Here is a 21,680-nt window from a genome sequence, read left to right on the forward strand (position 1 = left end):
TGAATCATGCGCGATAAGATCCGTTTAGTTTCAACTGCTGGTACTGGTTTTTTCTACACTACCGACAAGAACAAGCGTAACATGCCTGAAAAAATGGAAATCAAAAAATACGATCCTAAAGCTCGTAAACACGTGATTTTCAAAGAAGCTAAAATCAAGTAATTTTAGTTTTTCAGAATCTCAAAAACCCAGCTTCGGCTGGGTTTTTTGTTTTTACAGCCTAGAAAGCAATAATTCAGTACAAGAATCTAACTTGGCTTGCTGTTTTATCTTGCTTAATTATCAATCTAAGCGTAAAATGCGCGCTCATTTCGGCTTATTAAATTTAATTCCTTGCCTTAAACCGACTGGCCGAAACGGTAGAAGGCTCTATTAACCGTAAGGAATATCCATGCGTCATTACGAAATCGTATTCATGGTTCACCCTGATCAGAGTGAGCAAGTACCTGGTATGATCGAACGTTATACTGGTTCTATCACTGAAGCTGGTGGTACTATCCACCGTCTTGAAGACTGGGGCCGTCGTCAATTGGCTTACCCAATCGACAAGCTTCACAAAGCTCATTATGTTCTTATGAACGTTGAAGCACCTACTGAAGTAATCAGCGAGCTAGAAACTACTTTCCGCTACAACGATGCAGTGCTTCGTAACTTAGTTATGCGTACTAAAGACGCTGTAACTGAAGCATCTCCTCTTGCAAAAGAAGAGAAGAAAGAAGCACCAGCTGCTTAATCGTTTTGAGTCCAAGCATGGCGCTTGCAGTTGAGACAAAAAGATGAGCCAACCGCTTAATCCTTATATGAATCAGCTGACGCTATCTGGGGTTGTTTGTAAAACCCCCAAGTATAGTCAAAGCCCTGCTGGTGTTCCGCATTGTATTTTTGTTCTTGAACATAAATCAATGCAAGTTGAAGCAGACCTTAACCGTAATAGTTATGTCAGGCTTCAAGTGGTTGCCAGCGGTGCGTCAATGCAGCAACAGACTCAACAATTGCACGTTGGGCAACAAGTGCAAGTGACGGGGTTTTTAAACCGTCATGAAGGCCGAAACGGCTTAAGCCAATTGGTCTTGCATGCTCAACATATAGAAAGAATTTTTTGAGGAATTTTACTCATGGCACGTTATTTCAGACGTCGTAAGTTCTGCCGCTTTAAAGCGGAAGGCGTACAACAAATCGATTATAAAGATCTAGCTACTCTTAGAAACTATGTTACAGAAAGTGGCAAAATCGTACCTAGCCGTATCACAGGTACTAGCGCTAAATATCAGCGTCAGCTAGCAACTGCTATCAAGCGTGCTCGCTACTTAGCCCTTCTTCCATACACTGACTTACATAAGTAAGCAGCGGATTAACAGTTTTTAAAAGGTGTAGAGACATGCAAGTTATTCTACTAGACAAGATCGCAAACCTAGGTGGCCTAGGTGACCAGGTTGTAGTTAAATCTGGCTTCGCACGTAACTTCCTTTTCCCACAAGGTAAGGCAGTTCCTGCAACTAAAGCTAACATCGAAACTTTCGAAGCACGTCGTGCTGAGTTAGAAGCTAAGATCGCTGAAGATCTAGCTGCTGCTCAAGCTCGTGCTGACAAGCTAGAAGCATTAGCTGAAGTAACACTAGTTTCTAAAGCTGGTGACGAAGGCAAATTATTCGGTTCAATCGGTACTCGTGACATCGCTGACGCTATCTCAGCTGTTGGTGTTGAAGTTGCTAAATCAGAAGTTCGTTTACCTCTAGGTACTATCCGTGAGACTGGCGAATTTGACGTTGCAATCGCAGTACACTCAGACGTAACAGCTACTATTAAAGTAATCGTTATCGCTGAAGCTTAATAGCAATATTAAGTAATAAAAGCCGTGCTTTAAAGCACGGCTTTTTTGTATCCGCTTCTTTTCAATTGGTACAAAAGCAGTTTTATAGTCTTACCTACATTTTAAAATCTAGTTCTTTTATCTTAATCTCTTCTTCTTAATTAGTATAATTGGTGTACTCAATATGAAATTGCTTAAATTGACACCGACAGCGCTGTCATTTATATTTGATTCGTAAAAAAGTGGTAAGGATTTAAGGTTGAAAAGTAAATTATCATCAAATAATAATTATAAACAACGTGGATTTACGCTCATAGAAGTTCTCATTGTCATCGCTATTTTAGGTATTTTATACAGTGTGGCGTTACCTGCTTATACCGAGCATATGCAGCACAGTAGACGTGCTGATACTCAGCAAGTTTTATTACAGTATGGTGCCAGCCTCGAACGCATATATTCGAGAAATGGTGGCTATCCTAATACATTTGCAACACAAAATACTGATTACTACACCTTCACGTATACGCCAACGAAAAAGGCACCTGGAGCCGTTGTTGATTTTAAAAACCGTGGTTTTAATTTAAAGGCAACACCTAAGTCTGGCTCAGCTCAGGCAGGGGATCGCTGTGGTGAACTCATGATTAAACATGACGGTAGTAACAGTGCTGCTGTAAATGATTGTTGGGAGTAGCTGTTGTGCGTAAAGCGGCTGGGTTTACTTTAATTGAGTTAATGGTTGTGCTTGCGATTATTGGTATTTTAGTCAGTCTTGCTTTTCCGTCATTTAGTCAGCAAATTCTACAAGATCGTATTGTAACGACAGCTAATCAACTCAACAGTGTTTATAAATATGCTCGCAGTGAAGCTGTAAAGCAAGAGCGCCAAATTAAATTGGTGGTAAATAATAATCTCTGGCAAGTTACTTTAAACGAAGCGGGTGCAGATACTGTATTAAAAGAGTTTGCAATTACTAAGGCTGGCGTAACAGTAAACTTAATTGCGCTAACCGTTAGTGCAAGTGGTGAAGTAGACCAGCAAGCCCAAATAGATATTAAAGATAATCACACCAATACCACAGATTATGTAATGTGTGTCCTTAAAAGTGGCCAAAACTGGTTAGCTGAATCATCAAAGGGATGCGCATGAAAAAGCAAGCTGGTTTTTCTTTATTAGAGGTAATGATTTCGGTTGTGATTGCTGGTATCGCTTTACTTGGTTTAGCTGCTGCTCAGTTAAAGTCGCTACAATATGCAACAAATAGCTTTCACTACACTGTGTCTTTAATTCAAGGTCAAAATAGTATTGAGCGGATATGGCCTCGCATTTGTGAAATTCAAAAAACTAACCCCGCACTTTTCCAAGATGTTGATTTCAGAGCAAGTTTGGCCCCCCAAGTCGCTGATTATGAAATTACGATTCCTGCGATTTATAATGATGATATGCAAATTAATGTTGCGTGGGTTGATGAGCGCATGACCGATAATGCAGAAAATCAAATAAGTCTTAATGCCAGTTTTCCTGACTTGTCGGCAGTGTGTTTATGAATAAATTAGCACGCGGGTTTAGCCTTATTGAGTTGATGGTTGCCTTAGCCGCAGGGGCATTTTTACTTGCTGGTGTGAGTTTGTCATATGCAGCAATTAAAGGCACGATTGAAGTCAGTAAAGAGCTTGAAAATGCGCAAGAAGTTATTCGCTATACCAGTAAAGTATTCAATCGCAGCATTAAGCAAACACAGCTTGTACCCTCCATTAGTGCGGATAAATCAACCATAACAATCATACAACCAGAGGGCGTGATTGCATGTAATGGCACTTTAACCACGGGCGTTATGACTGAAGTGTATAGCCTAGATAATAGTAGTTTAATGTGTTCACTCAATGGTGCTGCCGCTGAGCGTTTATTAACGGGCTTAGAAAGCGTGTCGTTTAGCTTATCTGGAGAGCTGGTTAGTATTGTTGTTAAACCCCAAAAACTACCTGCTCAATTTGGTGCAGGAATTAACATTGATGTTGCTCTAACAAACACTATTTTAGTGAACGCATATGGTGGAAATAGTGTCTAAAAAACAACAGGGTTTTACGCTTATAACCGTATTAATTTTAACTGGCATGGCCAGTGTTGTTGTGCTTAGTTCATTACGAGAAAATATTGTTCAAGAGCGATTAAGTGGTAATTTTCAGAAAAAGCTCAATAGCCGCCTATTGGCAGAAAAAGGGGTGTTCGAGCAAGCTAAACTACTGCAGCAAACATTGAACCGTGAAGGTGTGCTGGCCATAGATGAACTAATTGATAAAACGGGTAATGCCAGTGGTGTAGGGGTGATTGGCGATGATGCAAAATTTACTGCTTTACTAAGCAAAAACCTTGATGGTGAACTGGAAATTGCAAGTTTAGGTCAACGTTATGCAGGTGATGCTCAAAGCAATTTAGTCGCCCGTTTTAGTGTGCAAGGGGGCAAAGGGAGTTCGGCATTTACCAATGCAATGGTGGGTTGTAAAGGTGTGAATTTGTCAGGTAGCGGCACCATCGATAGTTACGACTCAAGCCAAGGAAGCTACGAAGAGACAAAATCGAGTGATGGTGATGTATCGACAATTGATGGTGATTCAGATGTTGTTCTTTCAGGGCATTCACCTATTAAGGGCGACGTAAAAGCAACGGGTGTTATTTATTTAAATGGCTCATCTCCGATAATTGGTAATATACGCTCAAATACGGGAGTTAATATTTCATCAGGCAGTGGTTTACGTATTGATGGTAACGTATACACACGAGGTTTTTATATCCATAAAGGTGGTCGGGTATCTGGGGTTGTTAGAGCCAACGGCGATGCTTCTATGCAGTGGTCAACTTATATTGATAATACCCAAGGCGAACGCTTAGATATTATGTATGGTGGAACGGGTAATTTTAAAGATACCTATAATAATCAGCAAGATGGTGTGCACTATAGTAATCGTAAGTTTAACGTGAACCCAAATGTAGAGCCTATTACAGTCGCAGATCCAAGTGCACCAGATTATGACCCTACAAACCCTGATACAAGCTGTGATCCTTTAATCATCCCCGAGAAAATGGCACAGCTGCACAGCGATACTGACAGTTATCATTCGCTATCAATTGGGGCTACCCAACAGTTTAAACTAACCAATGAAAAGGGCTTTTTTAGCCAGAATGGTAGCCAAGTGATACTCCCAGGTTTAAGTGATGTATTTTTATTTGATACCAAGATTCAAAACCAACCACATGGTTCGACAAGTAAGGAATATGTGTTTGCCCTAGACAAGTTAAAATTGACCAGTGATGGAAAAATGGAAGTTTCAGGGGGCGATGTTATTTTATTTATTGATGGTGACTTTTCGATGGAAGGGGACACGCGTTTAACGATAAAAAAAGATAGCAGCTTAACGATACTTATCACTGGCAAAATTAATATAGGAGCAGGTGCGAGTGTGATCACAGAGCAAGAGGGCTTAACGACAAGTGGTCACCCATCGTTGTCATTTTATTCATCATTTACTGGTGTAAATGGTGTGCAATTTAGTGGTGCTGCAAATCTATATGCGGCAATTTACGCACCTTTAACAACAGTAAAATTATCCGGCAGTGGTGAATTGTTTGGTAGTGTTCGTGGTTCAACGATTACTGCTTCAGGGGGCAGTGGTGCTCACTATGATGCTGGCCTTTTAAAAGTGCAAAATGGTGGAAAACCATCAACGCCTGCTCGAATCGTGTTTTTAGGTTGGCGTTATAAAACACCAGAAACTATTCAACAAGACAGTGAAGGCGCGCTTACTAACTAGCTGTAAATAGTGTCAGGTCAACTAGTTGCCCTGACACGTTAAAAAAATTTAATTTCATTTAAACCTTTTGAATCTCCCCTTACGTCTAATACACTAAATTCACAATAATAATCATAAAGGACGACATCCAGGATGTTGATAGATGCAGAACAAGCGTTCGTCCAGCAAAGTGAGCATGCCTTAATTGAACGCGTTAAAAGCGGTGATCAAGGTGCTTATGCAACACTTTATGAGTTGCATGTGAAGCGGGTTTATAGCCTTTGTTTGCGACTACTTGCAGATAAAGAGCACGCCGAAGATGCAACACAAGAAGTGTTTGTACAGTTATGGCACAAAATAGCGAACTTTGATGGGCGTTCACAGTTTTCAACATGGTTACACAGTGTCACCAGTAATATTGCGATTAGCTATATTCGCAAACACAAAAGCTGGTTTCAGAAAGTAGTGAGTTTTGAACAAAGTGGTATGGATGAGCAAAGCGCAGCTGATTGCGACGGTTTTAATGGTCTCGATAAATTAGTACTGAGACTACCTGAACGAGCACGTATGGTTTTTGTGCTTCATGCAATTGAAGGCTATCGCCATGAAGAAATAGCAAGCATGCTTGATATGGCCGTAGGTTCAAGTAAATCGCAATTTCACCGTGCAAGGCAGTTATTAAAAGAGTGGTATGAAAATGAGTAAGCCAGAATTTGAACAATTTTTAAATGACTCGCTTAATCAGAAGCAAGATATTAGCCCAGAAAAAGATCTCTGGCAGGGTATTGAGCGAGCAATTGCAAGGCCGCAAACACAGCAACCTGATAAGCCAACGCGTGGCTGGAATAAACTCGCTGCTGTTGCCGCTTGCTGTATTGCAGCACTTTTAACTGTGCAGCTTTTTGTCGGCCAAGGTGAGTCAAACAGCATGATGGCAATGAGCAATTATTTTACTAAGCAAAAGCAAGGTTTGTTGGTGCAATATCAAAACCAACCTGCATTAACAGATAACTGGCAGCAACAGTTAAAAGAGTTAGAAGAAGCTGAGAGTGCCATCAAACAGGCTCTCGAGAATGAACCAGAAAACCCTGCTTTATTACAAATGCTCTCGCAGGTTTATCAGCAACAATTAGATTTAATTAACAAGGTGCATGCACCTAAGTGGCAAACGATTTAGGAGTAACAATTATGAAATTACTAGTCTTAACATTAGGATTACTGCCACTGATGGCAATGGCAGGACAAACCATTAATGAACAAATTGATGTCCCTGCAAATAAGCGTATTTTTATTGAAAACCAACGTGGTGATGTACGTATTGAAGGGTGGGATAAACCCCAACTTAAAATCGAAGGTGAGCTTGACGATAAAGCACAAGGTTATCGTTTAGAAGTTGAAGGCAGCCGTGTTGAATTTGTCGTAAAAATGCCGCGTAACTTAGGTGCTTGGAATAATGGTGATGGCTCTCGTTTAACTATTTACATGCCAAAAAGCAGTGAGCTTGAATTTGCTGGGGTGAATGTAACGGTTAGTGCCAAAGAGCTTGAAGCGGGCGCTGAGATCGATACCGTCAACGGCGATATTACAGTGCACAATATAAGTGGCAACATGAGTTTTGAAACGGTCAATGGGGATGTAAATGCTCATGACCTGAACGGAGATATTCGCTTTGAAACCGTCAATGGCGAAATTAACGATAAAAACTCACAAGGTGCTTTACGCTTTACCGCAGTAAATGGCGACATTAAGTCAAAAACTAAAGCGCAAGATGTGCGCCTTGAGAACGTAAATGGTGATATTGACTTTGCTTTTGATGCGATTAAAAAGCTGCGTATCAATACCGTAAACGGTGAAGCTGAAGTTCACATCAATAAGCTGCTTGAAGATGCCAATATTCGTTTTGAATCAGTCAGTGGTGATGCAAAGTTTTACTTCCCAACTGATGTATCGGCAAAGTTTGAAATTGAAGCGCATGCTAACGGTAAAATTGTAAATGAGCTCAGTGATGACAAAGCGACTAAAGCGAAATACGGCCCATCAAGCGACTTAGAATTTAGTATTAACGGTGGGGATGCAGATATCGAAATGGATACCATTAGCGGGCGTATTGAACTTCGTAAACAGAAATAACGAACAATAAAGCGGGAAGTTTTCCCGCTTTACTATTTGCACAGCCTTTGCAAGTCGATAGAATAGAGCCATTCAATTTTAGTTTTGTGATGTTATGGCCAAACCAGATAAGCAAGTCGATACCTTAAAAGTCCCTCCCCATTCAATAGAAGCTGAGCAATCTGTTTTAGGTGGTTTAATGCTTGATAATCAAGCGTTTGACCGTGTTGCTGAGTTAGTGGTTGCACAGGATTTTTATACCCGCACCCATAAGCTGATTTTTGAAGCTATGGTGAGCCTTGCTGAAGGTGGTGATCCGATTGACTTAATCACTATTTCTGAAAATTTAGAAAAAAACAATCAGTTAAGCAGTATAGGTGGTTTCGCCTACCTTGCTGAAATAGCGAAGAACACACCAAGTGCGGCAAACATTGATGCCTACGCGAATATCGTGCGTGAGCGTGCTGTTATCCGTGAAATGATTGGTGTTGCAAACGAAATTGCCGAAGCGGGTTTTAGCCCAGAAGGGCGTACCAGCCATGACCTACTCGACTTCGCTGAAAGTAAAGTATTCAAAATTGCCGAGCAGCGTACAAAAAGCACTGAAGGCCCACAAAGCTTACACAGCATTCTAGAAAAAACAGTTGATAAGATTGAAGAGCTTTACCAGTCGCCGCAAGATGGTGTAACGGGTGTTAGTACGGGGTATGCCGATCTAGATAAAATGACGGCGGGTATGCAGCCTTCAGATCTTATTATCGTGGCAGCACGTCCATCGATGGGTAAAACCACCTTTGCGATGAACTTAGCCGAACACGCTGCCATGACACAAGATAAGCCTGTACTTATTTACTCACTAGAGATGCCGTCGGAGCAAATCATGATGAGGATGTTGGCATCGCTAGGTCGAATTAACCAAACTAAGGTTCGTACGGGTCAGCTAGATGATGACGATTGGGCGCGCCTGTCGTCAACCATGGGCTTGTTGATGGAAAAAGGTAAGATGTATGTTGATGATGCATCGGGTCTAACACCAACGGATGTGCGCTCGCGTGCGCGCCGTATTGCTCGCGACCATGGCGGTATTAGTATGATCATGGTCGATTACTTGCAGCTAATGCGTGTGCCAAGCTTGTCGGATAACCGTACCTTAGAGATTGCTGAAATCTCACGTTCACTAAAAGCACTGGCAAAAGAACTGCAATGTCCGGTTATTGCACTATCGCAGCTTAACCGTACCCTAGAGCAACGTGCTGATAAACGCCCAATCAACTCCGACTTACGTGAATCAGGCTCAATCGAGCAGGATGCCGACTTAATCATGTTTATTTATCGTGATGAAGTATATAACGAAGACAGTACAGAAAAAGGCGTGGCCGAAATTATCATAGGTAAACAACGTAATGGTCCAATTGGTAAAGTACGTTTAACCTTCCAAGGTCAATTCTCGCGTTTTGATAACTACGCGGGTCCTGCAATGGATGATGAATATTAATGCGTTTAGCCATTGCTGAAATTAACCTAAAAGCGCTTGCCCACAATTTAGCACAGGTGAAGCGCTTTGCACCTGATTGCAAAGTAATGGCAGTATTAAAAGCGAATGCTTATGGTCATGGCTTAGTTAAAATTGCCCAATACTTAAATGATGCGGATGCATTTGCGGTTGCACGTATTGACGAAGCGCTAGCGCTTCGTGCCGGTGGATTGACAAAACCTATAGTGTTGCTTGAAGGCTTTTTTCATAAAGATGATTTACCCATTCTTTTGGCGAATAACTTTCAAACCATTATTCATGATGAAAATCAGCTAAAAGTGCTTGAAGAAGCACAGTTAGATGCGCCTATTGCATGTTGGTTAAAAGTGAATACTGGCATGCATCGTTTAGGTATTTCACCGTCACAGTTTGAAGGGTTTTATAGCCGCCTAAAAGCCAGTAAAAATGCGCACAATAACATTAAGTTGATGACTCATTTTTCATGTGCTGATGATATTAACGATGATAAAACTGCGCAGCAGATTGCTTTGTTTGATGGCTTGGTTGCAGGAAAAGGTCAGCGTCATTGCTTGGCAAACTCCGCAGGCATTATCGCATGGCCTAACGGACATGGTGACTGGGTTCGACCTGGGCTGATGCTGTATGGGGTGTCGCCTATGCTAAATAGTATTGGCCAACAACATGGCTTAGAGCCTGTGATGCGTTTAAAAACCCGTGTTATTGCGATTCGTGATGTTGACGCGAATCAGTGTGTTGGTTATGGCGGTCGTTGGCACAGCGATAAACCAACTAAGCTTGCTGTGGTCGCGATGGGGTATGGTGATGGTTATCCACGTCACGCAGAGCAGGGCACACCGGTCGTTATTAAGTCACAGCGCTATGGCATTGTTGGCAGTGTGGCGATGGATATGATCACGGTTGATATTGGTGATAACCACGACAATATCAAAGTGGGTGATGAAGTGATCATGTGGGGGCCTGAGCTTCCTGTTGAAGAAATAGCCCAATGCGCGACAACCATTCCTTATGAGTTACTGTGTAATATCACCCCACGCGTAAGCTACGAGTATCAAGAGTAACTTATAGTTACTCTTTAATGAAATACACGTCGCTAAATCCCATTCGTGCAAATTCTTGGTCACGAAAGTTACGCACTGCTGATGAGCCTTTTGAAGTCATTTCGACTTGCTGCTCCATTTTTAAATAATTTGTTAAATCAATACCTTCAGCCGCTGCAATCGCATGGTACATATCGCGGTATTTATCTTTAGCAAAATTGATTTCGCGAGGTTGGTTTTTAAATTTGTAAGTGATGCGGCGTGCCATAATGAATCCTCAAAGTTTATCGGGGCTGATTTTACACTAAAAAATAACCATAGCCATGACTTGTTAGTATAAGCGGGTTACAATGCCATACTTTTCAAAGACTCGGTAAATCATAATGAAACTTTCAGTAGAGATCAGTAAGTACCCACTACATCAAGACTACATTCCGTTTATCAAAGGTTTTATTGACCGTGTAAACAGTTACGAAAATCTTAAAGTAATCACCAATACCTTATCAACTCAGATTTTCGGTGATTATGATTTAGTCATGTCTGTATTGAATACTGAAATCAAACGTTCTTATGAAGAGTTTGGTAAAGCGATTTTTGTGTGTAAGTTTTTACATGGCGATTTATCGCCTAGCGACGATTAATACCACAAGGTTACAGTAAAGCATGGATTTTTTGACAGACACGTTTGCAGGATTTACTGCGATGTCTCTTTGGGAATATATTGCAGTTGCACTGTCAATGGCGTATTTACTACTTGCGATTAAAGAAAGTCTATGGTGCTGGCCAGCCGCTTTTATAAGTACCTTTATTTATACCGTAATGTACTGGAATGGCGCACTTTTGATGGAGTCGCTACTTAATTTTTATTACATGTATATGGCGGTATATGGATGGGTGGTCTGGCGTCGGGGCATGAATAATAAAGATCATCTACCGATTATTTCATGGTCGTTAAAAAGACATGCTGTTATCTTGCTTTTAACCTCATTAATTTCAGTGATTATTGGCTTTGTAATGGCTAATTATACCCATGCAGATTTTGCCTACCTTGATAGTTTTACAACCTGTTTTGCTGTCGTTACGACTTATTTAGTTGCTAAAAAGGTGCTCGAAAATTGGTTATACTGGATTGTGATTGATGCTGCATCAATGTACTTGTACTTTGAAAAAGGGTATTACCCAACACTCGTTTTATTTGTTTTTTATACGGTTATGGCGGCGTGGGGCTTTAAAACTTGGTATGAAGAATACGAGCAACATCAAGCTAAGCCACTTGCACAGCTATAATGAAAACAGAGCAACAAATTCATGCGCTATTTACGCGCTTTAACTCTAGCTTAACGATTACCTCAATTAGCCCGTTGGTTGAGGGATTAAGCAATGATAACTACCTAGTAAAAACATCAACCAAGGCTTTCTTGGTTAAGCATTATCGTGATCACTGGCCGGCGATAGGGCTAGCTGCGCAAGCGCACTTTGCTAAGCAAAGTTGCTGCCCAGCACCCCTTTGGTTAGAGCAGGCAACTGATACTGCCATTTTTGACTACGTGGCGGGTAGCATAGCAAGTGGTGAGTTTTGTAGCAGTTTATTACCTGATTTAGTTAATTTGCATCGCTACCCAGTGCTAACCAAGCCCATGGATATTGCCTATGAAATTAACTATTACCGGCAAACAGCACGGTATCAGCAGCATGCGAGTTTAATTGAGCAATCGCTCGCGTACATCGCTGCTGCGCCAAAAGATATGGGCTTTTGCCATAACGATTTGGTAAAAGAAAATATCATAGTGAACGAATCGGGCATGTTTTTAATCGACTTTGAATATGCCAAAAGTAATGATGTTTATTTTGACTTGGCTGCGCTGGTGGTGAGTTTTGGGCTCAATGAGTCGCAGCAACTGCAGTTGCTTAAAAACTATCAATCACGTGTGTGTGAACACCGTGAATTCAATTTATCGCTCGAAAAGCTCGCTGCGTTTCATGCTGTATTTTTACTATTGTGCATTTGCTGGTATGAACAACGCGGTGCAATGGATAAAGTGGCGCCACTGCTTACACAGCTTAACCACTTTATTGAGGAAGTAAAAAATTAAAGGCCGCCAATTCGCTCGGCAAGTTCTTTATATTTTTTTACATCTTCTGGTTCAAATAAAGGCTCACCTTTGTCATCTTGTGATTTCGAGATTAATAAATGCTCGCGAGCAAGTCGTTTAACACGTTCGACTTTTACACCTAAAAATTCTGCAACTTGCTCTGTAGACATTAAACTCATATTCAAATTCCCCTTACACGGCAATGAGTGCCATTTGTTATTTAATTTATTAAGTATACGTTAATACCGTGGTTCTGCCCGAATGTGAAGTGTTTTAATGCAATTTGCTGAATTTATAAGCATATAGGGCTTTAGATGCTAGCATTTAAGGCAAGATGCCATTATCATTGCCGAGTTGTCATGCTGATATCGCGAGTCAGTATTGATGACGACAAATGTGCTCTCGTGGTGAAATGGATATCACGTGGCCCTCCGGAGGCTAAGTTGCAGGTTCGATCCCTGCTGAGAGCGCCATTTGCTCTGCTATTTATTTCCTTTTAAACTTATCATTACACTATCAAACAGCTTGCTTATGATAGTAAAGCTGCATATTTAAGTAAGCCTGTTCAAACATCATCCCTATAAGTAATTCATTAAATTTGTTTGTATTTTATGTTCCTGCGTTTAAGTCCATTACTTAAAATACTTTATATTTCCTTTTTAATTGCAAATTTAATTGATAATTATTATTGTTAAGGTTGTTTCGGCATCGCTATACGCAAGTGTACTTGGTTTCTCTTGTACTTTTGGTTTCAAACTGCGTTTTATGTTGATAGACACATCATTAAAGCTTAAAAGGAAACTTAATGAACAGCTTAAAGAATTTACTTTTTATTGCTGCACTTATCGGCAGTAGTTTTGCAAATGCACATGAAGTTTGGTTGGTAAAGTCTGCAAAAGGCGATGATATAAAACTGTATTTAGGAGAGCCTGGTGAACCTGAATCTGGCGATAGTATTGCAGGGCTGAAAAATGCACAGGTATTTGTTAATGATAGTCAGTCGACTTTAGCGCTTACTCAACACCAAAACTATTGGTTAGCTGAGGTAAAAGAGCAAGGTGATGTAAGAGCTTTCATAGATGATTTATGGGAGCCTTGGCAAATGGAAAAAACCTCAGAACAAGAGGCGGATAAGCTCCAAGCGGCTAAGCTTTTTGCTAAGGCTGGCCGTCAAGATACCAAAGCTAAACAAGAGCTCGAGTTCGTGCCAAGCAAAGCAAATGGGAACACCTTCACACTTGTTTATAAAAATAACCCTGTTGTTGATCATGCTGTATTAGTGCAAACACCTAGTCAGCAATTAAAAATAACAACCGATAAAAAAGGGCAATTAACTGTTACCAATAAAGAGAAAGGAACCTACATTATTTCCAGTGATTACCCTGTTGAAGGAAAGGCTGTTGTTGCCGGTAATCAAGTTGATAGCACGTATAATATTGTAACGATTAGTTTTCGAGTTGATTAAGTTTAAAATGTGATAAGCATTTTAAACTTACTAGTTCGCTCTTTAATTTTGGCTCCCTAAGTCAAATAGTAGGCTAGCTTGTGAGTAAGAACGTGGTTTGCTGATACTGTTATTATTTTCTACACTAGTCGAACTTGTATTCTTTTAAAGATAAAAATATGACTTATAGTCCAATACCTTGTGCTGACTACGATCAATATGAGCTTTGGTGTATGCAAAACGCTGAGTTGTTGATCACATTAGATTCTGGTGAGCAGCTTCAGGGCAAAGCAGTAAATTTGAAAATAATACACCCCGATGGTGAACACTTAATTATTACAACTGCAAAAGGCGAACATAACGTTCGCCTTGATTTGATTACTTCAGCAGTTGTTGTTTAACACCAGTTAGAGCCATTTTTTATTTTTAAAGTAAATGCCAATACCGACAGTAAGCACGACTAAAAATATTAAAAATACGCTGAATGCATAAGGGTTTTCAGTACCTGGTATACCGCCAACATTCACACCTAATAAGCCTGTTAAAAAGCCCAGTGGCAAGAAAAGTGCCGCGACAACCGACATCACATACATACGTTGATTAAGTTGCTCAGACACTTGGTTAGCAATGGTTTGTTGAATGATTTGCGCGCGCTCAATTGAGCTGTCTAGCTCTTCTAAAAAGCGAATTAACATGTTGGTTGTTTCGTTTAAACGTGCTTTATCATCTTCATCTAACCACTTGTACTTATTGTTTAATAAAGTGATAAGGGCTTCTTTTTGTGGCCTTAAATAGCGTTTTAGAGCAATGGTTTGGCGACGCATTTGCGCTAACGCTTGGTTATCAAAGCCTTTATTTGGTTCGTCAATTTCATCTTCAAAAATATCTAACGTGTCATCAAGACTATCAATCACACCTTGCATGCGTGATGTTAAATTTTGTGCTAAATCACACACTAATTCAGAGATTGAACAGGGGCCGTTACTATCATTAAATGACGCAACAACATCTTGTACAGAGAGCAAACGACGTTTGCGAGTTGTCACTATGATGTTTTCATTAATGAATAAACGTAAAGACACCATGTCTTCAGGGCTTTGTGCAGGATTTAGATTAACGCCACGCAAAAACAGCATAGTGCCATTGGTTACTTTAGTCAGGCGCGGGCGTGTCTCATCTGCTGTTAATGATGCTAATTCGTAGTCGGTTAATAGATTACTGCTTTCAAGCCACTGAATCGCTTCAGGCTGACTATAATCCATATGAACCCAAAGTTTTCCGTGTTCGGGTTGCCAATTTTGCAGCTCAGTACTATTGTCAATAGCACGTGCACCGCCTTGCTCGTCTAAAATTAAGACATGAAGTAACCCATTGATCATATTGAACTCTCGTTTTATAAATGGTGCTATATACCCAAGCTACCTCAAGATGCAGAATTCAGCGTTTCACAGGTGCTTAATATCAAGGCGTTACTTTGCAAGAATGGCAGTCCCTTTTAAGAAGTAACAACGATGAGAGTAAGTGCCTGTGAAGCGCCCAAAGGGTTGGTTTAAAAGCGATTTATACTGCGTTATTGATTTTAACAATAGAACCACTATTACTTGCAATCAATGCCTTGCCTAAATCGCTTTTAATTCCAACTGAAACTCGCACCTTGAGGTGGCTTGGGTATAATTGATTATAGTTTAGCCTACGTCAATTAAATCGATTTATCGAGGGGATAAATATATTTCGTTGGTGTTTCTAGCTCTGTAGCGTATAAGACACTTTTTTATAGAGGGCACATTAATGACTGCAAAAATTATTGTTGGCTGGCGCGAATGGTTGAGCTTACCTGAACTGGGAATTGATAAGATCAAAGCGAAAGTGGACACTGGAGCGCGTACTTCGTGTATTCATGCTTTTGATGTTGAGGAGTTTTCAGAAAATGGTGAGAACTGGGTGAAATTTTCAACCCACCCTTTACAAGACGATGAAGAAACAATTGTAGAGTGCCGCGCAAAAGTTGTTGAGCGCAAGTATGTGACCAGCTCAAGTGGTCAGCGCGAACTTCGCTATTTTATCGAAACAAAATTAGTCGCAGGAAACCAAAGCTGGCCTGTAAGGGTGACTTTAAGTAACCGTTCAACAATGAAGTTTAGAATGTTGTTAGGGCGTACAGCAATGGAAAACCGCATAGTCGTTGATCCGGCTTTATCTCATTTATTATAGAAAAGGACTTATCACACGTTTTTACGTGTATGAGTTTATCAGTTAAGGTTTTTAACTATGAAACTTGGTATTTTATCACGCAACCAAAATTTATATTCAACACGTCGCTTGATTGAAGCTGCTGAGCAGCGCGGTCATGAAGTAAAAGTGATTGATGCACTACGTTGTTATATGAACATCAATTCAGAACAACCTGAAATACATTACCGCGGTGAAAATTTAAAAGATTTTGATGCAATTGTACCGCGCATTGGTTCATCAGTGACTTTTTATGGCTGCGCAGTATTACGCCAATTTGAAATGATGGGTGTATTCCCTGTGAATGAATCAGTCGCAATAACTCGCTCACGAGATAAGTTACGTTCATTACAACTATTATCACGTAAAGGCGTAGGCATGCCAGTAACAGGGTTTGCGAGTAAACCTGATGATGTAAAAGACTTACTGAGCATGGTAGGTGGCACGCCTGTCGTAATTAAATTACTTGAAGGTACGCAAGGTATCGGCGTGGTATTAGCTGAAACACGTAAAGCAGCAGAAAGTGTAATCGAAGCGTTTATGGGTTTAAAAGCCAATATCATGGTGCAAGAGTACATCAAAGAAGCGGGCGGTGCGGACATTCGCTGTTTTGTATTAGGCGATAAAGTGATTGCGGCAATGAAACGTCAGGCGCAAGAAGGTGAATTCCGTTCTAACTTACACCGTGGTGGTAGCGCGACATTAGTGCGTATTACCCCAGAAGAAAGAAAAACAGCCGTTGCAGCAGCTAAAGCAATGGGCTTGAATGTAGCGGGGGTTGATTTACTTCGCTCTGCACGTGGTCCATTAGTGATGGAAGTAAACTCGTCACCAGGCCTTGAAGGCATTGAAGTTGCAACAGGTAAAGACATTGCTGGCATGATTGTCGAGTTTATTGAAAAAACAGCGGCATCAAAAAGAACAGCAACGCGTGGTAAAGGTTAAGTAATATAAGCGCTCTATTAAAAGGAACAGTGCGTGGCAAAGGTTAAGAAAAATACACCGTTTTCAATTTTGGGTGATACTGTTGGGGTTGGAGAGCGCAAAGCGTTTTCGATTGAGGCTGCAAAGCTTTATACCCACTCACCGTTGAATATTCCGATTGAAGTTGTAAATGGAGTGCAGCAAGGGCCTGTGCTAATGGTGTGTGCTGCAATTCATGGTGACGAGTTAAACGGGGTTGAAGTTGTAAGGCAGCTACTTGCTAAAATCGACCCTGAGCAATTGCGTGGAACCATAATTGCTGTACCGATTGTGAATGTATTTGGCTTTATCCATAAGTCGCGTTACTTACCTGACCGCCGTGATATGAACCGTAGTTTTCCTGGTTCAACACGAGGCTCGTTAGCAGGGCGTATGGCGAATGCGTTTTTTACTCAAGTAGCCGTGCATTGTACGCATATTATTGATTTACATACTGGCGCAATCCATCGTACTAACTTGCCACAGATCAGAGCCAACTTAAGTGACCCCGAGACTGCAGCTATGGCTAAAGCATTTGGTACGCCGGCAGTGATTGACGCCTCATTGCGTAATGGCTCATTGCGTAGTGAAGCGGCCAATTTAGGCATTCCTGTTATCACTTATGAAGCGGGAGAGGCACTGCGCTTTGACCCAATTGCTATTGCCGCAGGCGTGCAAGGGGTTGATTATGTTATGCGCCATTTAAAAATGGTGCGTGGCAAGCGTGCTAAAAAGCTTCCTGAGCCAGTGATTGCAAGCTCGACGAGCTGGATACGTGCCGAAGTGGATGGTATTGTCCGTGCGCAAGTATCCCTTGGTGAGCGAGTGATGAAAGGGCAAGTGCTCGCTTATATAAGTAGCCCATTAGGTGATGCCGAGCTTGAGCTACTGGCACCCCGTAGTGGTATTGTTATTGGCCAGCAAACGATGCCACTTGTAAACGAAGGGGATGCAGTGTTTCATTTAGCCTACTTTGCCCATGCGAATAGCCTTGTAGAGCAACAGCTCGAAACCTTTATTGATGAAATAAGCGATATTGAAGACGAGCTAAAAACGGCTGAACTCAATAACTAATAGCTGTTAATCTTTTACTTTAAAAGCCGCAATTTGCGGCTTTTATTATTTGAGATAAGCGTTAATTACAGACATTTCTGATTAACCAAACATTGAATTAACTTCTTTAGTGTTTAAAATAGAGACGAATGGAATGAGTCAATTTATAAGGAAATTACGATGTCTGCACATGCTCGTCGCGCAATTGCTCAAAGGCAGCGTCAACAACAAATTCAAAATATACTCGCCAGTAATAATCATACAATGTTAATCATGAACTCAGCGGAGTTTGTTGACTACATTATTTCTGTAAAAATGAAACAGGGATATTCTCGTGCACAAGCTGTTGATTGGATTGATGCGCAGTTAAAAGAATATAACTCTGTATCTAATAAATAGGAAATAATTAAAGGTGATTTAAAGTTCGGTGTAGGCTTATATCCTTTGTTTGATGATGTAAGATCGCTTACTGTACTGGCTGCGCACTTAAACAGCAGGGAAATGTGTTTGGTAATTTTAAAATCAAAGTGTATAACGGCTCGCCAGCTATAATTATAGACTCATACCCACGAATCCGTGAACACTTAACAGAGACCCGATACTTAGCAAGTAATCCAAAGTTATTTACAGTTGGTGTGGGTAAGTTAGAAGCGGCAAAGTCAATGAAGGGCGGGTTTATTGTTACTTTGATCGTCTCCGTCTCTTTTCATGCATTGGATCTTGTTTTGAGGGACGAAACAACATGGCATGACTTCGTTGCAGGTGTTGCTGTTGATATGGCAGTTGTTGCGGCAACTATAGCTACAACAATATTGGTCACAAAAGTGCTCGTTGGTATTGTCGGTACCGTCGTAATTACTACAGCGGCCGTCCCATTAGTTATTGTTGTTGTAGTTGGGGGAGTAGTTACGTATTTATCATCAGTTTTTAAAAAAGAAATAGATGAAGTAACTAGCCTTCTTTCAGAACAACTTAGAGCTATTGAAGAAGAGATTGCCACAGGTATTATAAAAATAATCCCCAAAAATGTAATTCATGAGAAAAATAATTGTGATAACTTTTATAATTATTTCTATAAAATAACAGGAATACCTAGGCTTGGTATTAGTAAAAGTAAAAGTAAGAGTAATATATGCAAATTCTAAAGTGGGAAAAATCTAGAGAAAAATTCTCTGACCTTGAGTTTGGTAGAAGGTTAACGGTATATTTTGGGGTGGTCTTATTTATTGCATTTACTTTTGTTTTTGTTCATGCAGCTTATGCAGGTTTTGTGAATTATATATTTATTAATACAAATTATTATTATATTTATGAATATGGATATGTTGCCCCATTAATTCTTTTTGTTCCATTTCCATTGCTTATAACTGTTGCAGGACTTCAGAAGTTACTAAATTACAAGAATGAAAGAACTTTTTTATTAGCAGTTAAAGTTATGTTTGTAGCCATTCCTTTGTACTTTATTTTTTCAATCATATGCAGCTTCTATATTGAAGCAAACTTAAAAAACCATGGCTACACTTATTGTTCATGGTATAAGTATTCGCCGACACGCTCCCCCGATGTATGGCTAAAAAATAGTGAGCTATGTTTAAAAGTTCATCATTATGTTGTGTCTGATGTTGAAGAATGGTTTGAGTGGCATAATGAACAAGGTATTGAACCTCAACTTGATGAACTAAAAGCCTTTATTGCTAAAAAAAACCAGGAGCAGGGACGATAAAATAGTCTAATATAATATATTTAAAAAAGGAACTTCATGCTGTTTTTTAGGGGTAAAGAATCTGAAAGAAATTTTTCAGATTTTGAATTCAATAAAAAAGTAATTATATGTCTGACATTTATATTATTGCTGCTTTTGGCTTATGGGTACATGTATGGTACTTACGTAGGTGTGAAAAATCATTTAATTATTAATGACAAGCTATATTACATTAGTGAGGTTGGTTACCTAGCTCCAGCTATTTTTTTAGTACCATTTCCTATCCTTGCTATTATAGGCGGTGTTCAAAAATTGCTAGGAAAAGAAAATAATAAAACAGCTAAACATCTAATAAAGTCATTGCTTTATGGTGTTCCCTTGTATGTGGCTTTTTCAATTATTTGTAGCTTTTATATTGAAGCAAACTTAAAAAACTATGGTTACACTTACTGTTCGTGGTATAAATTTTCCCCTACACGCTCCCCCGATGTATGGCTAAAAAATAGTGAACTTTGTTTGAAAGTTCATCATTACGTTGTGTTAGATGTTGAAGAGTGGTTTGAATGGCATAATGAACAAGGTATTGAACCTCAACTTGATGAACTAAAAGCCTTTATTGCTAAAGTAAATAAAGAGCAAGGTCGCTAAAATAAACGAATGTAATTAGATATCAGAAAAGGAACTTCATGCCATTTTTTAAATGGGAAAAATCAGATGAAAAGTTTCAAGAACTTACTTTAAAAGCTAAGCTTTTACATTTGTTCAGTTTCTTACTCTTTTCAATATTTACAGCCACTCTATTGTATTTATCATACATAGGTATTTTTAAGCATTTATTTCTGGAATCAAGACGTTTTTATATTAGTGAGACTGGCCTGCTAGCACCCGCGATATTCTTTTTACCTTTTCCATTTTTTATGGTTGTCGCAATTATTCAGAAAGCTTTTAATTATAAAATCGATCAAACATTTAAATTTATGATAAAAGCTTCAACTATTGGTATAGCCTTGTTTTTTGTTTCTATATTTTTTTGTAGTTTTTACATAGAAGCATACTTAAAAAAACATGGTTACACTTACTGCTCTTGGTATAAATTTTCCCCGACGCGCTCACCTGATGTATGGTTAAAAGATAGTCGTTTTTGTTTAAAAGAGGGTGCAGTTGTTACCTTAGACGTTGAGAAATGGTTTGAATATCATGACAATAAAGGTATTGAACCTCAACTTGATGAACTTAAAGTATTCATTACTAAAGCGCGTAAAGAGCAGGGGCGCTAAACACCAAACGAATGTTATTAGATATCAGAAAAGGAACTTCATGCCATTTTTAAAGTGGGAGAAATCAGGTGAAAAATTTTCAGCTCTTGAAGTTAAAGCTAAGTTTTTAATATTCATAACAATAGTTTTCTTAAGCTTTATTGCTGTATTAATCACGTATGCGTCATATAAAGGATTCAATGAGCATGTTTTTTTTGATAAAGATCATTACTATATAAGTGAAGTAGGGTTACAAGCTCCTGGCTTTTTCATATTGCCGCTCCCGCTTTTTATGATAATTGCAGGTGTTCAGAAGATCTTTAATTATAAAAATGAAAAAACATTTTTGCTGATGATAAAGTCAACATTAGCTGGCATAGTTTTATACTTTATTTCGTCGATTGTGTTGAGTTTTTACATTGAAGCAAACTTAAAAAACCATGGCTACACTTACTGCTCTTGGTATAAATTTTCCCCAACACGCTCCCCCGATGTATGGCTAAAAAATAGTGAACTTTGTTTGAAAGTTCATCATTATGTTGTGTCTGATGTTGAAGAGTGGTTTGAGTGGCATAATGAGCAAGGTATTGAACCGCAACTTGATGAACTAAAAGCCTTTATTGCTAAAGTAAATAAAGAGCAAGGTCGCTAAGTTAAATCGTGGCTGTTTGAAATTAGACAGT

General features: G+C 39.6%; 32 protein-coding genes and 1 tRNA gene. 30 read left to right on the plus strand and 3 right to left on the minus strand.

Features of this window, described 5'->3' with window-relative positions; genetic code table 11:
* Positions 1–6 precede the first annotated feature (6 nt).
* From rpmG to alr, 15 genes are all read left to right on the plus strand, one after another.
* Positions 7–162: a 50S ribosomal protein L33 gene (gene rpmG / locus PAARA_RS01675; RefSeq protein WP_022946036.1), complete on the plus strand. Its 156-nt coding sequence runs from the start codon at positions 7–9 to the stop codon at positions 160–162.
* Between the two features lie 229 nt (positions 163–391).
* Positions 392–733 carry a 30S ribosomal protein S6 gene (gene rpsF / locus PAARA_RS01680; RefSeq protein ID WP_036973113.1) on the plus strand — a complete coding sequence of 114 codons (342 nt, stop codon included), beginning with the start codon at positions 392–394 and terminating at the stop codon, positions 731–733.
* Between the two features lie 67 nt (positions 734–800).
* Positions 801–1,103: a primosomal replication protein N gene (priB, locus tag PAARA_RS01685; protein WP_062567440.1), complete on the plus strand. Its 303-nt coding sequence runs from the start codon at positions 801–803 to the stop codon at positions 1,101–1,103.
* A gap of 12 nt (positions 1,104–1,115) precedes the next feature.
* Complete coding sequence (rpsR, locus tag PAARA_RS01690) at positions 1,116–1,343, plus strand: 30S ribosomal protein S18 (RefSeq protein WP_002962753.1); 228 nt, start codon at positions 1,116–1,118, stop codon at positions 1,341–1,343.
* 35 nt (positions 1,344–1,378) lie between these two features.
* Complete coding sequence (gene rplI, locus PAARA_RS01695; protein WP_062567345.1) at positions 1,379–1,831, plus strand: 50S ribosomal protein L9; 453 nt, start codon at positions 1,379–1,381, stop codon at positions 1,829–1,831.
* A gap of 238 nt (positions 1,832–2,069) precedes the next feature.
* On the plus strand, positions 2,070–2,501 hold the full coding sequence (locus PAARA_RS01700; RefSeq protein WP_062567346.1) for a type IV pilin protein: 432 nt from the start codon (positions 2,070–2,072) through the stop codon (positions 2,499–2,501).
* 5 nt (positions 2,502–2,506) lie between these two features.
* Positions 2,507–2,956, plus strand: coding sequence for a GspH/FimT family pseudopilin (locus tag PAARA_RS01705; protein WP_083515232.1), 450 nt, complete (start codon positions 2,507–2,509; stop codon positions 2,954–2,956).
* Positions 2,953–3,354 (plus strand): type IV pilus modification PilV family protein, encoded by a 402-nt coding sequence (locus tag PAARA_RS01710; RefSeq protein WP_062567347.1) that lies wholly within the window; start codon positions 2,953–2,955, stop codon positions 3,352–3,354. The genes PAARA_RS01705 and PAARA_RS01710 overlap by 4 nt, the downstream gene beginning before the upstream one ends.
* Positions 3,351–3,875 carry a prepilin-type N-terminal cleavage/methylation domain-containing protein gene (locus PAARA_RS01715; RefSeq protein WP_062567348.1) on the plus strand — a complete coding sequence of 175 codons (525 nt, stop codon included), beginning with the start codon at positions 3,351–3,353 and terminating at the stop codon, positions 3,873–3,875. The genes PAARA_RS01710 and PAARA_RS01715 overlap by 4 nt, the downstream gene beginning before the upstream one ends.
* On the plus strand, positions 3,868–5,616 hold the full coding sequence (locus tag PAARA_RS01720) for a DUF7305 domain-containing protein (protein ID WP_245219862.1): 1,749 nt from the start codon (positions 3,868–3,870) through the stop codon (positions 5,614–5,616). The genes PAARA_RS01715 and PAARA_RS01720 overlap by 8 nt, the downstream gene beginning before the upstream one ends.
* 132 nt (positions 5,617–5,748) lie before the next feature.
* A complete protein-coding gene (locus tag PAARA_RS01725) occupies positions 5,749–6,300 on the plus strand; it encodes an RNA polymerase sigma factor (protein WP_062567350.1) in 552 nt (183 codons plus the stop codon).
* Positions 6,287–6,772: a hypothetical protein gene (locus PAARA_RS01730; RefSeq protein ID WP_193988286.1), complete on the plus strand. Its 486-nt coding sequence runs from the start codon at positions 6,287–6,289 to the stop codon at positions 6,770–6,772. The genes PAARA_RS01725 and PAARA_RS01730 overlap by 14 nt, the downstream gene beginning before the upstream one ends.
* 11 nt (positions 6,773–6,783) lie before the next feature.
* Positions 6,784–7,725, plus strand: coding sequence for a DUF4097 family beta strand repeat-containing protein (locus PAARA_RS01735; RefSeq protein ID WP_062567351.1), 942 nt, complete (start codon positions 6,784–6,786; stop codon positions 7,723–7,725).
* 94 nt (positions 7,726–7,819) lie between these two features.
* Positions 7,820–9,199 (plus strand): replicative DNA helicase, encoded by a 1,380-nt coding sequence (gene dnaB, locus PAARA_RS01740; RefSeq protein WP_062567352.1) that lies wholly within the window; start codon positions 7,820–7,822, stop codon positions 9,197–9,199.
* A complete protein-coding gene (alr, locus tag PAARA_RS01745; protein ID WP_062567353.1) occupies positions 9,199–10,278 on the plus strand; it encodes an alanine racemase in 1,080 nt (359 codons plus the stop codon). Before dnaB ends, alr begins: the two co-directional genes overlap by 1 nt.
* Positions 10,279–10,285: 7 nt before the next feature.
* On the opposite strand, the gene PAARA_RS01750 is transcribed toward alr, so the two are convergent.
* Positions 10,286–10,525 (minus strand): DUF2960 domain-containing protein, encoded by a 240-nt coding sequence (locus tag PAARA_RS01750; protein ID WP_062567354.1) that lies wholly within the window; start codon positions 10,523–10,525, stop codon positions 10,286–10,288.
* Positions 10,526–10,640: 115 nt separating this feature from the next.
* On the opposite strand from PAARA_RS01750, the gene PAARA_RS01755 reads away from it, so the two are divergent.
* The 3 genes from PAARA_RS01755 to PAARA_RS01765 are packed head-to-tail and all read left to right on the plus strand — an operon-like array spanning position 10,641 to position 12,350.
* Positions 10,641–10,898, plus strand: a complete 258-nt coding sequence (locus PAARA_RS01755) for a hypothetical protein (RefSeq protein WP_062567355.1) — start codon at positions 10,641–10,643, stop codon at positions 10,896–10,898.
* Positions 10,899–10,920: 22 nt separating this feature from the next.
* Complete coding sequence (gene pnuC, locus PAARA_RS01760; protein ID WP_062567356.1) at positions 10,921–11,544, plus strand: nicotinamide riboside transporter PnuC; 624 nt, start codon at positions 10,921–10,923, stop codon at positions 11,542–11,544.
* On the plus strand, positions 11,544–12,350 hold the full coding sequence (locus PAARA_RS01765; protein ID WP_062567357.1) for a phosphotransferase: 807 nt from the start codon (positions 11,544–11,546) through the stop codon (positions 12,348–12,350). The genes pnuC and PAARA_RS01765 overlap by 1 nt, the downstream gene beginning before the upstream one ends.
* Here the strand turns inward: PAARA_RS01765 and PAARA_RS01770 are convergent.
* Positions 12,347–12,529, minus strand: coding sequence for a hypothetical protein (locus PAARA_RS01770; protein WP_062567358.1), 183 nt, complete (start codon positions 12,527–12,529; stop codon positions 12,347–12,349). The genes PAARA_RS01765 and PAARA_RS01770 overlap by 4 nt on opposite strands.
* 219 nt (positions 12,530–12,748) lie before the next feature.
* Here PAARA_RS01770 and PAARA_RS01775 point away from each other — a divergent pair.
* The 3 genes from PAARA_RS01775 to PAARA_RS01785 all read left to right on the plus strand — a co-directional run bounded on the left by PAARA_RS01775 (position 12,749) and on the right by PAARA_RS01785 (position 14,195).
* A tRNA-Arg gene (locus PAARA_RS01775) sits at positions 12,749–12,823 on the plus strand.
* Between the two features lie 332 nt (positions 12,824–13,155).
* A complete protein-coding gene (locus tag PAARA_RS01780; protein ID WP_062567359.1) occupies positions 13,156–13,815 on the plus strand; it encodes a hypothetical protein in 660 nt (219 codons plus the stop codon).
* A gap of 158 nt (positions 13,816–13,973) precedes the next feature.
* Positions 13,974–14,195: a Rho-binding antiterminator gene (locus PAARA_RS01785; protein ID WP_062567360.1), complete on the plus strand. Its 222-nt coding sequence runs from the start codon at positions 13,974–13,976 to the stop codon at positions 14,193–14,195.
* 6 nt (positions 14,196–14,201) lie between these two features.
* On the opposite strand, the gene zntB is transcribed toward PAARA_RS01785, so the two are convergent.
* The gene (gene zntB, locus PAARA_RS01790) at positions 14,202–15,173 is read right to left on the minus strand and encodes a zinc transporter ZntB (RefSeq protein ID WP_062567361.1); all 972 of its coding nucleotides are present in this window, start codon (positions 15,171–15,173) and stop codon (positions 14,202–14,204) included.
* Between the two features lie 409 nt (positions 15,174–15,582).
* Here zntB and PAARA_RS01795 point away from each other — a divergent pair, with 409 nt between their 5' ends.
* The 9 genes from PAARA_RS01795 (at position 15,583) to PAARA_RS01835 (ending at position 21,649) form a co-directional block, all read left to right on the plus strand.
* The gene (locus PAARA_RS01795; RefSeq protein WP_062567362.1) at positions 15,583–16,005 is read left to right on the plus strand and encodes an ATP-dependent zinc protease family protein; all 423 of its coding nucleotides are present in this window, start codon (positions 15,583–15,585) and stop codon (positions 16,003–16,005) included.
* A 57-nt stretch (positions 16,006–16,062) separates the two neighbouring features.
* Complete coding sequence (gene rimK, locus PAARA_RS01800; protein WP_062567363.1) at positions 16,063–16,968, plus strand: 30S ribosomal protein S6--L-glutamate ligase; 906 nt, start codon at positions 16,063–16,065, stop codon at positions 16,966–16,968.
* 33 nt (positions 16,969–17,001) lie between these two features.
* Entirely contained in the window at positions 17,002–18,060 is a 1,059-nt protein-coding gene (locus tag PAARA_RS01805) for a succinylglutamate desuccinylase/aspartoacylase family protein (RefSeq protein WP_062567364.1), read from the plus strand.
* A 159-nt stretch (positions 18,061–18,219) separates the two neighbouring features.
* Complete coding sequence (locus PAARA_RS20485; RefSeq protein WP_062567365.1) at positions 18,220–18,438, plus strand: hypothetical protein; 219 nt, start codon at positions 18,220–18,222, stop codon at positions 18,436–18,438.
* Positions 18,439–18,542: 104 nt separating this feature from the next.
* The gene (locus tag PAARA_RS01815; protein ID WP_062567366.1) at positions 18,543–19,184 is read left to right on the plus strand and encodes a hypothetical protein; all 642 of its coding nucleotides are present in this window, start codon (positions 18,543–18,545) and stop codon (positions 19,182–19,184) included.
* On the plus strand, positions 19,172–19,762 hold the full coding sequence (locus PAARA_RS01820) for a DUF1240 domain-containing protein (protein ID WP_062567367.1): 591 nt from the start codon (positions 19,172–19,174) through the stop codon (positions 19,760–19,762). The genes PAARA_RS01815 and PAARA_RS01820 overlap by 13 nt, the downstream gene beginning before the upstream one ends.
* A 36-nt stretch (positions 19,763–19,798) precedes the next feature.
* A complete protein-coding gene (locus PAARA_RS01825; protein WP_062567368.1) occupies positions 19,799–20,389 on the plus strand; it encodes a DUF1240 domain-containing protein in 591 nt (196 codons plus the stop codon).
* 38 nt (positions 20,390–20,427) lie between these two features.
* A complete protein-coding gene (locus PAARA_RS01830; protein ID WP_062567369.1) occupies positions 20,428–21,018 on the plus strand; it encodes a DUF1240 domain-containing protein in 591 nt (196 codons plus the stop codon).
* A 40-nt stretch (positions 21,019–21,058) separates the two neighbouring features.
* A complete protein-coding gene (locus tag PAARA_RS01835) occupies positions 21,059–21,649 on the plus strand; it encodes a DUF1240 domain-containing protein (protein WP_062567370.1) in 591 nt (196 codons plus the stop codon).
* The last annotated feature ends 31 nt before the right edge of the window (positions 21,650–21,680 follow it).

This window comes from Pseudoalteromonas arabiensis (genome assembly GCF_001550155.1).
GTDB lineage: Bacteria > Pseudomonadota > Gammaproteobacteria > Enterobacterales > Alteromonadaceae > Pseudoalteromonas > Pseudoalteromonas arabiensis.